Genomic DNA, 13,050 nt, shown 5'->3' with positions numbered 1-13,050 from the left:
GACCGGCAAGACGCCGAGGGAGGCCGCCGCCTCCCGACTCACGCCGGAAAGGTCGTGAGTCTGCTAGGACGGGTCGACGCAGATGTCGCCATCAAGTTTGCGTCGGCGTCTATCCTGTCGGACAGGCTGGACAGCCCTTTTCGAATATACCCGGCCATATACCCGGTGAGACGCGCGGCAAGCGGGAGACCGCGAATGACGGGGCGAACACACACGCTTGCCAGTTTGACCATGAGCGCCAGCGCCCGCAGTACGAGAGACCCGTTTCTGAGGTGGCGCAACGTGACCTTATGCATATCCTCAAACGCAGTATCAATGAGGACCTTTTGTGCGGGCGTGAGTGTTGCCTTGACCTGCCTCATGTGCGCAATGAAGAGGCGCGCATATTTCATGTTGGTCTTCGCGCCAGGAGCGATGAGTGCAGTCAGCAATACCCGCAGGACCGACAACTCATGTGCATAGTGAATCATCCCGTTGAGAGTTGCGCGCGTTACCTTGTAGGCCTCCACGTCGAATCCGATTTCGCCCGCTGCCGCGCGATCGAACAAACGGTCACGAAGGCGAAACAGGTCCTGACGCGTCCGGTCGACAAGGTAATCCCGGTAACCGACAAACCAAAGCCACCACAGCCCGACTAGAAGGGCTATATTGAGTACAATTACCAAGAGGTCTGTCGTCATATATCCTCCGGTCGTGTGCCGCCTCCCGGCATGAGCAAGCTGGAAGTGCGGTCTTTGTCCACCGCCTTTTGTTCTTGCTCCATGTAAGGGTAGTATTTTTTTATGACATCTCCACGTAACTTCTGTTGGAGTAAGCCATAAACAATACCGCTGGCACCAAAGGCCAGTCCAAGTATCTCAGTGGTGGCGCAGCTTGTCATGAGATGCAGTGCCGCGCCACCAAACCCAGCGGAACCGTGTACGTCAATATCAGCGAGCGTCAGCTTCCCTGCCAAAGATCTAACGGCGCGATACACAAAACCCGCAATAGCTAGAAGCGCACCCCACTGGATAGCGGCGCGCCACACTTTACTGCGAGCGTTGGATCGTTCAACCGCCAGCGCAGTCCGGCACCGTTCAAGCTCGTCTCTTAAAGTTTTGGTCGACTCCACAGCTTTACTCATCGCGCGACCCGCGTCCCCGGCCGAGGGTCCGAGGCGTGCCTTTAGTAGTTTTTCGCGCTGCTTTACAGCAAAAAATGCCTGTCTGTACATAACCTTGCTCGGTACGGAATTGGGTCGCCTCGCGCAATATCCCCCTACTTTTAAATAGGGGGTGTGGAGAGAGCCGGAAGTAAAACCCAAGCGCTTGGGGCTCGCTCGCACGAAAAACCCAACGCGCTCTTGCGGCCCGAGACTTCGTGCCCGAGGGACATCTCGCTCGCTTCATCCGGGGCTTGGTCTCCGAGGGAGCTTGATCTCCCCGCGACCCTGAATGTCTGCAACGAAGAGAAGGGCTATCCGCGGGAGCCCCCGCGTTGATGGCGACCCTTTTGCTCTACAGCTACTGTCAGGCCCTCTATTCCTCCCGACACATCGCTAAGGCCTGCTGCGAGCGCGTCGACCGTATGTTGGTCATGGGTGCTTGCCGAGTGTTCGCATATTTGCTAACATTCTCGCCATGGCCTATTCCTTGGAATACTTCCACGCGAAGGTATTGGCGACAATCGAGGCGTGGCCTGCGGACATACTCGCGGATTACGCGCGCATGGTCGAGCTTGTGATAGAGCACGGCCCCGACCTGGGCCTACCACACTCGCGCGCCTTGGGTGGCGGGCTCTTCGAGTTGCGACCCAAGGGACGATCCGGAATAGGGCGGGCGTTTTATGGTTTTCTGGCCGGGCAGCGCGTGATCGTGCTACACGCCTTTATCAAAAAGACACAACAGACGCCGGACCGGGATCTTAAGAAGGCCCGGGATCGCATGAAAGAGGTTATACAAAATGAGCAAGCTAAAGTACGAGCCGGTCGCGCACGACCATAAGCGGTTCTTGGAAAAGGCCGCGAAGCGGAAAGGGTTTGCGGAAGCCTACGAGGCCTTGGAAACGGAATATACCCTGGCGCACACCCTGCTGGAGGCTCGGCGGCGGGCGGGGCTCACACAAGAGGCCGTGGCGAATCGGATGGGGACCACCAAGAGCGCCGTTTCGCGGCTGGAGGGCGGAACGAAACACGCGCCGTCCGTGGCGTCGCTGAAGCGGTATGCGGAGGCGGTGGGCTGCACGTTGTCTATTTCCCTGGTTCCCCGATAGGTCGCGTTATCACCCGGATCTCTTGAATAAGGTCCGGGACGGCGTCTGAAGAATCATTTTTTCAGGGCGATGCACACTCTGCCTTGTGGGCCGTTGGATGGGGTGAGGGCCGAGGTATCCCCACTGGAATTCCATCTCATGCCCGAAGATGGCGACCACCGCCGGAGGGCGCGCCATCGGCTACGCCTTGGGGGGCATCTGATATCCAATCCAGACGCCCACCACGGCCATCACCAGGCCGAACACAACCATCACCACCACTCCCCGCGCCTGTTGTGCGACCTTCTGAGTGGCGATAGTGGCCAATGCTGATGCCAGTCTGTCAGGATCGTGGCCCGCTGGCTCCGGAGGTTCGCAGACCTAACGAAGGTCGTTCCGGGGTTTCCTGATTCCGCCGTCAGGCGTCCGTGTCGAGCGCGGCATCAATGTCCTTGCGGGTCAGGCGTGGCACGAAAATCTCGATGAAGTCGTACATATACCGCCGCAGATAGGCGCCGCGCCGGATTCCGATGCGCGAGACGTTGGGCGGGAACAGGTGACCCAGGTTGATCGCGCGCAGGTTCCGGTCGCGCTTGGGATCGAAGGCCATGTGGGCGACGATACCGATGCCAAGCCCCAGTTCCACATAGGTCTTTATGACGTCGGCATCGATCGCGGTCAGGACCACGTTTGGCTCGAGCCCCTCCTGCTCAAAGGCCTCGCTGATCTTGGCGCGACCGGAGAAGGCGATGTCGTAGGTGACGATGGGGTAGCGGGCCAGGATCTCCAGGGAGATGTGGCGGGCCTTCAAGAGGGGATGACGGGGCGGACAGATCACGCAGTGGTTCCACTCGTAGCAGGGCAGGGTAACGAGGTCGTCATAGAGGGTCAGCGCCTCGGTGGCGATGCCGAAATCCGCCTCTCCGGAGATGACCTGCTCCGCGATCTGCCGGGGGTTGCCTTGATGGAGCGAGAGTCGTACGTCGGGGTAGAGATGGCTGAATCGCCGTACGGTCTCCGGCAGGGCATAGCGGGCCTGCGTGTGCGTCACGGCTATGGTCAGTCGCCCGCGCGCCTCATTGCGAAAATCCTCCCCCATGCGTCTCAGGTTTTCGGCGTCGCGCAACATGCGCTCGGCGATCACAACGAGCGCCTTCCCCGGTTCCGTCAGGGCCACTACGCGTTTGCCATTGCGCACCAATATGTCGACGCCGAGCTCTTCTTCAAGGAGCCGCAACTGTTTGCTGACCCCCGGTTGGGAGGTGTGCAGGGCGTCGGCGGCCGCTGATATGCGCAGCCCCTGACGCACGACTTCGCAGAGGTACCGAAGTTGCTGAAGTTTCATGAGGCTGTCCTTATATAACAGAACGATATAACTAACTAACGCGATATTCTTTGTCAATATAAGCCATTTTCGTTAACGTGTCGCCCATCGCTGTAGACGGCGTTGATTCGCGAGCCCCTTCAGGGCTTAGCAGGAGGACGGAATGGGTTGGGAACACAAGGCGGAGGCAGCGGCGGCGCGGCTTACGGCCATAGAGCGCGATTACACCCCGGCGGTCTTCGCCAATAGCCTGGGTCTCGAGGACATGGTGTTGACCGATCTTATCGCAAGCCGGTTCCCAGGGATCGGCGTCTTCACGCTCGACACGGGGAGATTGCCCGAGGAGACCTATCGCCTCATGGATCGAGTGGCGGACCGTTATGGCGTCCGCATGGCGGTATATTTTCCCGCCACGGCCGCCATGCAGGACTTCACGCGTCAGCACGGCCTGAATCCCTTCTACGAGAGCCACGCCTTGCGCCGTCAGTGCTGCCAGGTCCGCAAGGTCGAGCCGCTTGCGCGGGCGCTATCCGCCAAGAAGGCGTGGATCACGGGCCTGCGCCGTGGCCAAGCCGCCACCCGCACGGATGTGCCGTTTTCGCAGATCGATGCGGATCATGGGCTCCACAAGTTCAATCCGCTCGCCGATTGGACCGAAGGCGACGTCTGGGGATACATCCGCCATTTCGATGTCCCCTATAACGATCTCCATGATCGCGGCTATCCCAGCATAGGATGCGCCCCGTGTACGCGGGCCATAGCGCCGGGCGAGGACGTGCGGGCGGGTCGTTGGTGGTGGGAGGATGCGCGGGCCAAGGAGTGTGGGTGCCATGGGTCCGCGGAGGAAGCCGATATCAAGGAGGTTGGAACATGAAGGACAATACCGTAAGACAAGCCGACGAGAGTACGGCGACGGTGTGCGATATCAGTCGGCGGTCGCAGCCGGCGCCAGGCTTTCGGCGCAAGCGCCTGACCGTACCCGACGCCCCCGCGTGGGGGACCCTGGAGGCCCTCGAGAGCGAGGCGATTCACATCCTGCGCGAGGTCGCAGGCGAGTTCCAAAACCCGGTGCTGCTCTTTTCCGGGGGTAAGGACTCGGTGGTGCTGACCCGTTTGGCCGAGAAGGCCTTCCGGCCCGGGCGTTTCCCGTTCGCGCTCTTGCACATCGACACCGGCCACAATTTTCCGGAGGTGATCGCGTTTCGCGACCGCTTCGTGGCGGGCTTGGGCGAGCGGCTCATCGTCCGTTCCGTCGAAGACTCGATCCGTGGAGGGCGGGTGGTGTTGAAGAGCCCTATCGAAAGCCGCAATGCCTCTCAGTCCGTGACCTTGCTCGATACCATCGCCGAGCTTGGCATAGATGCCTGCATAGGTGGCGCCCGGCGCGATGAGGAGAAGGCACGGGCCAAGGAGCGGGTGTTCTCATTCCGCGATCTCTTCGGCGAATGGGACCCGCGCAACCAGCGCCCCGAGCTCTGGAACCTCTATAACGCGCGCGTCCACGATGGGCAGCATATGCGCGTGTTTCCCTTGAGCAATTGGACCGAGCTCGATGTGTGGCGTTATATCGCGCGTGAGGAGCTTGCGGTGCCCTCGCTCTATTTTGCCCACGAGCGCGAGATCGTGCGCCGGGGATCGGTTCTGGCCCCAGTGTCGCACCTCATACGGCCTACGCAGGGCGAGGCCAGCGAAAGCCTGTCCGTGCGCTTCCGCACCGTCGGGGATATGAGCTGCACCTGCCCCGTGGCCTCGCGCGCCACGACCGTAGGCGAGATCATCGCCGAGACCACTGTGGCGCGCATCTCCGAGCGGGGTGCTACGCGCCTCGACGACCAGGCCTCCGAGGCCTCCATGGAACTTCGCAAGCGAGAGGGGTATTTCTGATGGCGGCGACGGAAATCTTGATAGAGGATGTCGACCGCGAGGCCCCGGCCCCGTCCAAGGATCTGCTGCGCTTCATCACAGCAGGCAGCGTCGACGACGGTAAGAGTACTCTGATCGGCCGCCTGCTGCACGACGCCCGCGCCCTCATGGAAGACCAGATCGACGCGCTTGCGCGGGCCTCCGGTCGGCGCGGCTTCGAGGGGCTGGATCTGTCGTATGTCACAGACGGCCTACAGGGTGAACGCGAGCAGGGCATCACCATTGACGTGGCCTACCGGTCCTTCGAGACCGCGCGTCGCCGCTTTATCATCGCCGACACCCCAGGGCACGAACAGTACACCCGCAATATGGTGACGGGCGCTACGAACGCGGATGTCGCCGTGATCCTTGTCGATGCCTGCAAGTACTGGTTGCCGCAGTCGCGGCGCCACGCCTGCATCGCTGATACGGTGGGTATCCGTCATCTGATCGTGGCGGTCAATAAGATGGATCTGATCGGTTATTGCCAGGGTGCCTTCGAACATATACGCGATGAGTTCCGGGACTTCGCCGCGCGTCTCCATTTCGAGCGCGTGGTCTTCATCCCAATCTCGGCCCTAAAGGGCGACATGATCGTGGAGCGTGGCGCAAATCTCCCGTGGTATGAAGGCCCCACGCTGCTCGAGGCCTTGGAAGAGGCCGAGGTCCCAGGCGCGGCCTATGGATCGGACCAGGCCCCCTTGCGCTTGCCCGTGCAGTGGGTGAGCCGTCCGGGGGGGCCCGGTCGCGCCGGGCGACGCGGCTACATGGGGCGCATCGTATCGGGGAGCGTGGCGGCCGGCGACGAGGTGGTGATTCTGCCGTCGGGGCGCGTCACCCATGTCGAGGATATCGAAACGTACGATGGCGTGCTCGCCCGTGCGCATGCACCCCAGTCCGTAACCGTCCATCTCGAGGACGATGTGGATGTGGCGCGTGGCGACATGATCGTGGCCGGTGCGCAGCACCCCGTGCTTGCGAACGCCTTTGAGGCCACGGTCTGCTGGTTGGGCTCCGAGCCCATGAGCCTGCGGAGGCGGCGCTATTTTGTAAAGCACGGTGCCAAGACAGTGGCGGCGGTCCTCTCGCGACCGCGCTATCGCCTGGACATCACAACACTTGCGCGCGACACCCAGGCCGCGACCCTTGCCTTGAACGATATCGGACGTGTCACCGTGCGGGTCCAGGAGGCGTTGTCGTGGGATCCGTATGCCGTGAATCGCGCCACCGGCGCCTTCATTGTGGTCGATGCGTTGACGAACGATACCGTGGCCGCCGGCATGATCGAGGGGCCGGCGGCGAATTCGGAGGTCGTACCGTCATGAGCGCGGTCTATTTTGTGAAGGCGGCCGCGTGCGGGGTGTCGCCGGCCGACACCGTCGCCTCCGCGTTGCTCGCCGGAGGTCTCGAGGCCGACACGCCGGTGGCGCTGATCGAGTGGGCACTGATCGCCCAGGCCTTGCGGACGAAGACCACGCTCGGGGGCCTGAGCCGCGCCATGGCCGCGGGCGCGGACGGTCCCGCGCTCGTGCTCGTAGGCGAGACCCCGGGGGCGCACGATGCGCCGCGTGCCGCCCAAGACGATGAGGGCGTGGACGGAGAAGACGCGTTTACGACCTACGGCCGCTCCTGGTTTCGCTGAACCGGTCCCTTGAAGATGTTCGCCCTGAAGACTCCCTTAAGTCGGGAGAAGGCTGGTGCTTTGTCCTCGCTGCTCGAGGGCCTGTCGCACGAGCAGGTCGCGTGGGTAAGCGGCTACCTCGCGGGTCTGGGCGCCGCGCCGCTTGCGGTATCGCAGGCCGACCATGTCGCATCGCGGTCGGAGGTCACGGTGCTCCATGGCTCCCAGACAGGCAATGCCGAACGTCTCGCGCGCGCCTTGCATGCTGACCTCATGGCGCGCGGGTTTGCCGCGCGCCTCGATAGCCTGGGGACTTACCCGACGGCGCGTTTAAAGCGCGAGCGCGTCCTGTTGCTTGTCACGAGCACCTACGGGGAGGGGGAACCCCCGGATACCGCGCAAGCCTTCTATGCCTTCCTGATGGGTGAGCGCGCGCCGCGTCTCGAGCCTATGAAGTTTGCGGTCCTGGCCTTGGGTGATCGCGCCTATGAGCGCTTTTGCCAGACGGGACGCGATATCGACGCGCGCCTCGAGGCCCTGGGGGCCACGCGACTCCACCCGCGGGGCGAGTGCGATCTCGATTACGAGGAGGCGGCGCGCATCTGGGCAGAGCAGGTGTTGAAGGCCCTGGCGGCCGAGAGCGCGCCGAGCGCGGCACCGGCCTTGCGCCTTGTAAGCTCAGGGCCAGCCTCCGATCGCGCGCACCCATGCCCCGCCACACTCGTCGAGAACACCCGCATCACGGGGCGCGGTTCGAGCAAGGACGTGCGCCACGTGGCGCTTGCCCCGGCCACGTCGCTTGTCTTTGCGCCGGGTGATGCCCTAGGCGTGGTGCCGCGCAACGACCTGCGACTCGTCGAGGTATTCCTTGAGGCCGCGCGGCTACAAGGCGGTGAAAAAGTCTCCGATACCCGCGGGGGCGAGACGGATCTCGCGCAGGCGCTTGCCACGCGCTTTGAGATCCGCGCTCTTTCGCGACCGTTTCTTGCGCACTGGGCCCGGTGGACCGAGGCCCCGGCGCTTCAGGCGATGTTGGAGCCCGGGGGCGCCGATGAACTCAAGGCCTATGTCGGCTGCCGTGATCTCACGGATGTGATGCGCGCGTTCCCCGTGGAGGGACTTACGGCACGCGACCTTATGGCTGCCTTGCGGCCGCTTGCCCCGCGTCTTTACTCGATTGCCTCGAGCGCTAAGGCCGATCCGGACCATATCCATCTGACCGTGGGCGTGGTGCGTTACGAGCACCAGGGCCGGCTGCATCGGGGTGTGGCCTCGACCTGGCTTGCCGAGCGCGTGGAAAGTGGCGCGGAGGTACCGGTCTATGTGCATGTGAACGAGCGTTTCCGGCTCCCCGAGGATCCGGCGACGCCCATCCTCATGGTAGGCGCGGGTACCGGGGTTGCGCCGTTTCGGGCATTCCTGGAGGAGCGCGCACTCCTGGGCGCCACTGGCGCCCACTGGCTGGTCGTGGGTGATCGGCAGTTTCGTCAGGATTTCCTCTATCAGCGCGAGTGGCTGGACTATCGCCGCAAGGGAATCTTGCAGCGACTCGACGCGGCGTTCTCGCGCGATGGGGGTGTCAAGACCTATGTGCAGCACCGCCTGCTTGCGGCATCGCGCGAAGTCTACGCATGGCTTGCCGAAGGCGGCCATCTGTACGTGTGCGGCGACGCGGCCACCATGGCGCCCGACGTGCACGCGGCCTTGATCGAGATCGTAGCGCGCGAGCGATCGGTCGCGCGGGAAGAGGCCACGGATTACCTGCACGCCCTGATGGCCGAAGGCCGTTACCAGCGCGATATTTATTGAGAGAAAACGCCAAGAGGAAAGACCCATGCCAAAGTCTCGCGAACATGTGCGTCCGCTCGCGGAGGAGGAGACCGTCAAGGCGCAAAGCCGCCGCCTGCGCGGCACCATCGCCGAAGGGCTCAAAGACCTCGTCACTGGGGCGCTGTCGGAGGCGGACACCAAGTTGCTCAAATTCCATGGTGCTTATCAACAGGACGACCGCGACCTGCGCCTTGAGCGCCAGGGACAGAGACTGGAGCCAGCCTATGCGTTCATGGTGCGCGTGCGCATGCCGGGCGGGGTGTGTACCCCCGCCCAATGGCAGGGCCTCACGGGTCTGGCTCGCGAGCGTGGCAATGGCACGCTGCGCATCACGACGCGCCAGACCTTCCAGTTTCATGGGATATTGAAGGCCGATCTGAAGCCCTTGATGGCCGAACTCGGGGCCCTGGGTCTCGACAGCATCGCCGCCTGCGGTGACGTAAACCGCAATGTCATCTGCCACAATCATCCGGCGACTTCGCCCGTGGTGCGCGAGGTCCGCACGCTCGCCGCGGACTTGAGTGCCGCCCTCCTGCCGCGGACCGCGGCCTACCGGGAGACGTGGTGGGATGAGCCTGCGGCCGGGGCTGCCGGCGCGGAGGAGGAGCCGCTCTATGGCCCGACCTATCTGCCACGCAAGTTCAAGATCGGTATCGCCGTGCCGCCCCTAAACGATGTCGATGTCCTAGCCCAGGACTTGGGCTTCATCGCCATCATCGAGGAGGGCCGCCTTGTGGGCTTCAACGTCGCTGTAGGCGGCGGCATGGGGGCAAGTCACGGCGATGGTGCGACCTATCCGCGACTGGCCGACCTGATCGGCTTCTGCGTCCCGGGCCAGGTTTTGGCGGTCGCCGAACAGGTGATGCGCATTCAGCGCGATCACGGCGATCGCACGAACCGGCGCCACGCGCGCTTGAAGTACACGCTTGATGATCATGGGGTCGCGTGGTTCAAGGCCGAGCTCGAGAACCGTCTCGGGTTCGCGCTCGGCCCCGTCCGCGATTATCGCTTTGAGACCCGTAGCGATCGCTTAGGCTGGGTCGAGGACCGCGAGGGCCGACTGCATCTGACCCTGCGCGTGCTGGCCGGACGCCTGCAAGATGAGGCCGCATGCCGCAGGCTCACGGCGCTCGCTGAGGTGGCGCGCCTCCATGAGGGCGACTTTCGCCTGACCCCCAATCAAAATCTCACGATCTCGGGTGTGCAATCGAGCCGGAAATCCGTCATCGAGGCCGTGTTCGCGCGCCACGGCGTCCCCATACCCATCGAGCCGGAGGAGGGCGTACGGCGGCACGCCATCGCCTGCGTCTCTTTCCCGACTTGCGGCTTGGCGATGGCCGAGGCCGAGCGGGCCCTGCCAGGCTTTCTGGAGCGCTTGGAGGCAGTCCTTCATACCCTGGGCCTCTCCGGCGTGGCGATCTCTGTGCGCCTATCCGGTTGCCCGAACGGGTGCGCGCGAGCGCGGCTGGCCGAGATCGGGCTCGTCGGCAAGAGCCCAGGTCGATATGTCCTGTATCTGGGTGGGGGATTCGCCGGTGAACGCCTGAACACGCCCTATCGCGATAAGCTTACGTTCGACGAGGTGATCGCGGTGTTGACACCGCTGCTCGCCGACTATGCCGTCCACAGGGGGCCTTCCGAGCGCTTCGGTGATTTCGTGATCCGGGCCGGCCACTTGGGCGCGCCCGATCTTCCCGCAAGCCCGCCCCTGAAAGAGGGGGTCCCTCTATGACGCTGCGTATCCGATATCGCCCCCGGGGAGAACCCTGAGGCCTTGCGCCAGGCTTTCCTTAAGGCTCATCGCACGCCGCTCCCTGTCTGCGCGTAACCCGGCAGTGGAAGCTTGAGACGGAAGATCTTCGAAGGTGTGCGCGAAGTTGGGGCCCCTGTGTTTATGCCCCAGCACGGGCGCGGCGTGGACGAATATCTCTCGAGCTTTACGCGCCACGATCGTGCCCCGGGGGGGCATGGTGCGTCACGGCTGCGAGGAGTGGGGGCGCGGCGGGAAGCGGGTCGCAAGAACACGTGTGGCGGCGAGCACCGCGAGCAGGCCGCCCAAGGCCAGCAGATCCTGCCAGTTCAATTGGTTGGCGTAGAGTCCAACGAAGACCTCGCGCAGCACGAACACGAAGCCCACTTCGGCCAGCACATGGAGGCGGATGCGGTGGAACTCCAGATAATCCGAGAAGCTGCGAAAGAGCTCTATGAGGATGAATACCGACAGCACGTCCGATACGAGATGTTGGCCGGTCATCTTGATGAGGTCATGGGCGGCGACCGTGCTCATGCTGCCGACGGACTCGTAAAGGAGCTTGATGGCAGCCACGTAGTCGAAAATGAGCCCACCGATGGCGCCGAGCAGGGTGGCCAACATGATGAAGATCAGGGTCATGACCATCCCGTCCAGAATCTTCCCCTGAACGCGTATGACCCGCAGCCCTGCGGACAGGGGCGCGGTGTCGCGAGCGACTTCCGTGGACTTTCGGTCTTCCGTCATGATTGGCCGTACACCCGCGGTTTCGGTTCTTGTTCTCGCAGCCCCGCCGCGTCTTTTGGAATATCGTGACGCCCGTGGCCTTTTTGAGAGAGTCTAGCATGTTCGCCGAGCAGCGCCCGCCCGCGCATCCAAAGACGACCCCCCCGGCCCCAGACTTGCCTGATCACACCCGCATCCTGTTCTGGACGAGACCGTTCCCGCGCCTGATTGCGGCCCTGCCCCGCCCTCTTGCTGCGATCTCTTCCTCGGGTGGCGCCATTCGAACCCGACCTTGGGGTATCGGCTCATGGGGTGCGCGGGTGACGCCAGCCGCTGTCAGCTGCGGGCGCGGCCCTTCTGGAGGCGGCGGCGATCGGCTACACTCGGCCCCATGAGCCTCTTATTCTGGCGAGCGCCCCGCATCCCGGTCTTGTCGCTGCGCGGCATTATCGCGGCGAAGCCCTACGCCATCAGTCTTGCCGCCTATCGCGAGCCGATCGCGCGGGCGGTCGCCTTGGCCCGGGCCCGCAAGCGCCTCATTCTCTCCATAGAAAGCCCGGGTGGGTCGCCGGTGCAGTCGGATCTCGTGGCAAGCTTCATCCGCGAACGCGCGCAGGAGTACGACATCAAGGTCCTGGCGGTGATCGGCGACGTCGGCGCCTCCGGCGGCTACTGGATCGCCTGCGCGGCCGATGAGATCTATGCCAACCGCATGAGCATCGTGGGGTCAATCGGTGTGATCGGCGGCGGCTTTGGATTTGCGGAATTCATTGCCCGCCATGGCATCGAGCGGCGCGTCTATACTGCGGGCGAGCATAAGTCGCGCTTAGACCCGTTCCGCCCGGAGCAGGCCGATGACATCCTTTTTACCAAAGAGCTCTTGACTGACATGCATGAGGAGTTCAAGGACTGGGTGCGCACCCGTCGGGGTAGCCGCCTAGGCCCTGAGCCCCAGGTCTTCGACGGCTCCTATATGTTGGGCAGCAAGGGCAAGACCCTGGGCCTCATAGACGGATTCGCGAGCGTGGATTCCTTGGTGCGCGATATCGGCGGCAAGCGCGCCCGGCCTGTCGTGTTGGGCCCCAAGCGCCCCCGGGGCCTCATGCGCTTCATGGGGCAAAGCGCCCTGGAGGCGGCCTTCGATGTGGCGGAAGATCGTCTCACCCCTCCACGCCTGCGGTTTTAGGGTTCACCTTCACGCCGCACGCGGCCACTCCCACCCCTTCACGCCATTCGAGAAGAGAGGCCGTCGCTTGGGTCCACGGGCGTCGAGGGGCACCGCGCGGCCCTGACGGAAAGCGGCAGGGTGCCTTTATGCGTCAGGCGCAACCTGCGGGAGTGACGTTTTTCGTCACCCCCTGACCCACCCATTTCAGGGGCATCTTATATACCGCCTATCGGTCCAACACTACGCCTCATTCCGAGGGTTCTCGCCGCGCCTTCGTCGCTTCAAGGACTTACAGAATTCGTGCCAACACGTGCCCAACGAGCCCCCGTGACTGGTACGGATCATGCACTATTCTCTACTGCGTACACCGTTCATAGTGAACCGGTGCTATTGAGGTGAGAGGAGTTATGGCCATGCGTAAAAAGAACCCGGTAGTGGCTGGCATTCAGGCCGGCTTCACCTTGATCGAGTTGATGGTCGTGATCGCGATCATCGGTATC

Annotated in this window: 14 protein-coding genes; 10 read left to right on the top strand and 4 right to left on the bottom strand. The window is 63.4% G+C overall.

What is annotated here, in order from left to right; translation table 11 throughout:
• Nucleotides 1-38: 38 nt before the first annotated feature.
• Nucleotides 39-680 (bottom strand): hypothetical protein, encoded by a 642-nt coding sequence (locus ACYCTF_RS12735; protein ID WP_461283209.1) that lies wholly within the window; start codon nt 678-680, stop codon nt 39-41.
• Entirely contained in the window at nt 677-1,123 is a 447-nt protein-coding gene (locus tag ACYCTF_RS12730; protein WP_461283208.1) for a hypothetical protein, read from the bottom strand. The genes ACYCTF_RS12735 and ACYCTF_RS12730 overlap by 4 nt, the downstream gene beginning before the upstream one ends.
• A 496-nt stretch (nt 1,124-1,619) precedes the next feature.
• On the opposite strand from ACYCTF_RS12730, the gene ACYCTF_RS12725 reads away from it, so the two are divergent.
• Both ACYCTF_RS12725 and ACYCTF_RS12720 read left to right on the top strand, forming a co-directional pair.
• A complete protein-coding gene (locus tag ACYCTF_RS12725) occupies nt 1,620-1,982 on the top strand; it encodes a type II toxin-antitoxin system RelE/ParE family toxin (protein WP_461283207.1) in 363 nt (120 codons plus the stop codon).
• Complete coding sequence (locus ACYCTF_RS12720) at nt 1,942-2,250, top strand: helix-turn-helix domain-containing protein (RefSeq protein WP_461283206.1); 309 nt, start codon at nt 1,942-1,944, stop codon at nt 2,248-2,250. Before ACYCTF_RS12725 ends, ACYCTF_RS12720 begins: the two co-directional genes overlap by 41 nt.
• Before the next feature lie 397 nt (nt 2,251-2,647).
• Here ACYCTF_RS12720 and ACYCTF_RS12715 read toward each other — a convergent pair whose 3' ends face one another.
• Nucleotides 2,648-3,574: a CysB family HTH-type transcriptional regulator gene (locus ACYCTF_RS12715; protein WP_461283205.1), complete on the bottom strand. Its 927-nt coding sequence runs from the start codon at nt 3,572-3,574 to the stop codon at nt 2,648-2,650.
• 142 nt (nt 3,575-3,716) lie between these two features.
• Between ACYCTF_RS12715 and ACYCTF_RS12710 the strand changes: the two genes are divergently transcribed.
• From ACYCTF_RS12710 to ACYCTF_RS12685, 6 genes are read left to right on the top strand one after another with little or no spacing between them, the layout of a single operon-like run.
• The gene (locus ACYCTF_RS12710; protein WP_461283204.1) at nt 3,717-4,427 is read left to right on the top strand and encodes a phosphoadenylyl-sulfate reductase; all 711 of its coding nucleotides are present in this window, start codon (nt 3,717-3,719) and stop codon (nt 4,425-4,427) included.
• Entirely contained in the window at nt 4,424-5,437 is a 1,014-nt protein-coding gene (gene cysD / locus ACYCTF_RS12705) for a sulfate adenylyltransferase subunit CysD (protein WP_461283203.1), read from the top strand. Before ACYCTF_RS12710 ends, cysD begins: the two co-directional genes overlap by 4 nt.
• Nucleotides 5,437-6,780 (top strand): sulfate adenylyltransferase subunit 1, encoded by a 1,344-nt coding sequence (locus tag ACYCTF_RS12700; protein ID WP_461284983.1) that lies wholly within the window; start codon nt 5,437-5,439, stop codon nt 6,778-6,780. The genes cysD and ACYCTF_RS12700 overlap by 1 nt, the downstream gene beginning before the upstream one ends.
• Nucleotides 6,777-7,097, top strand: coding sequence for a hypothetical protein (locus ACYCTF_RS12695; protein ID WP_461283201.1), 321 nt, complete (start codon nt 6,777-6,779; stop codon nt 7,095-7,097). Before ACYCTF_RS12700 ends, ACYCTF_RS12695 begins: the two co-directional genes overlap by 4 nt.
• A gap of 60 nt (nt 7,098-7,157) precedes the next feature.
• The gene (locus ACYCTF_RS12690; protein WP_461283200.1) at nt 7,158-8,885 is read left to right on the top strand and encodes a diflavin oxidoreductase; all 1,728 of its coding nucleotides are present in this window, start codon (nt 7,158-7,160) and stop codon (nt 8,883-8,885) included.
• A 25-nt stretch (nt 8,886-8,910) separates the two neighbouring features.
• On the top strand, nt 8,911-10,638 hold the full coding sequence (locus tag ACYCTF_RS12685; protein ID WP_461283199.1) for an NADPH-dependent assimilatory sulfite reductase hemoprotein subunit: 1,728 nt from the start codon (nt 8,911-8,913) through the stop codon (nt 10,636-10,638).
• A 243-nt stretch (nt 10,639-10,881) separates the two neighbouring features.
• Here ACYCTF_RS12685 and ACYCTF_RS12680 read toward each other — a convergent pair whose 3' ends face one another.
• A complete protein-coding gene (locus ACYCTF_RS12680; protein WP_461283198.1) occupies nt 10,882-11,403 on the bottom strand; it encodes a phosphate-starvation-inducible PsiE family protein in 522 nt (173 codons plus the stop codon).
• A gap of 370 nt (nt 11,404-11,773) precedes the next feature.
• On the opposite strand from ACYCTF_RS12680, the gene ACYCTF_RS12675 reads away from it, so the two are divergent.
• Together ACYCTF_RS12675 and ACYCTF_RS12670 are read left to right on the top strand one after the other, a co-directional pair.
• The gene (locus tag ACYCTF_RS12675) at nt 11,774-12,568 is read left to right on the top strand and encodes a S49 family peptidase (RefSeq protein WP_461283197.1); all 795 of its coding nucleotides are present in this window, start codon (nt 11,774-11,776) and stop codon (nt 12,566-12,568) included.
• 389 nt (nt 12,569-12,957) lie between these two features.
• Nucleotides 12,958-13,050: prepilin-type N-terminal cleavage/methylation domain-containing protein (locus ACYCTF_RS12670; RefSeq protein WP_461284984.1), on the top strand; the 93-nt coding region annotated here is incomplete at its 3' end.

Source organism: Acidiferrobacter sp., from assembly GCF_054609335.1.
Note: the sequence above shows the minus strand (reverse complement) of the source record. Positions and strands in the feature narration are given on the sequence as shown.

Bases quoted from the DNA above. Each gene is read 5' to 3' on its own strand.
- ACYCTF_RS12735 (WP_461283209.1), bottom strand. From the start codon at position 680: ATGACGACAGACCTCTTGGTAATTGTACTCAATATAGCCCTTCTAGTC.
- ACYCTF_RS12730 (WP_461283208.1), bottom strand. From the start codon at position 1,123: ATGAGTAAAGCTGTGGAGTCGACCAAAACTTTAAGAGACGAGCTTGAA.
- ACYCTF_RS12725 (WP_461283207.1), top strand. From the start codon at position 1,620: ATGGCCTATTCCTTGGAATACTTCCACGCGAAGGTATTGGCGACAATC.
- ACYCTF_RS12720 (WP_461283206.1), top strand. From the start codon at position 1,942: ATGAGCAAGCTAAAGTACGAGCCGGTCGCGCACGACCATAAGCGGTTC.
- ACYCTF_RS12715 (WP_461283205.1), bottom strand. From the start codon at position 3,574: ATGAAACTTCAGCAACTTCGGTACCTCTGCGAAGTCGTGCGTCAGGGG.
- ACYCTF_RS12710 (WP_461283204.1), top strand. From the start codon at position 3,717: ATGGGTTGGGAACACAAGGCGGAGGCAGCGGCGGCGCGGCTTACGGCC.
- cysD (WP_461283203.1), top strand. From the start codon at position 4,424: ATGAAGGACAATACCGTAAGACAAGCCGACGAGAGTACGGCGACGGTG.
- ACYCTF_RS12700 (WP_461284983.1), top strand. From the start codon at position 5,437: ATGGCGGCGACGGAAATCTTGATAGAGGATGTCGACCGCGAGGCCCCG.
- ACYCTF_RS12695 (WP_461283201.1), top strand. From the start codon at position 6,777: ATGAGCGCGGTCTATTTTGTGAAGGCGGCCGCGTGCGGGGTGTCGCCG.
- ACYCTF_RS12685 (WP_461283199.1), top strand. From the start codon at position 8,911: ATGCCAAAGTCTCGCGAACATGTGCGTCCGCTCGCGGAGGAGGAGACC.
- ACYCTF_RS12680 (WP_461283198.1), bottom strand. From the start codon at position 11,403: ATGACGGAAGACCGAAAGTCCACGGAAGTCGCTCGCGACACCGCGCCC.
- ACYCTF_RS12675 (WP_461283197.1), top strand. From the start codon at position 11,774: ATGAGCCTCTTATTCTGGCGAGCGCCCCGCATCCCGGTCTTGTCGCTG.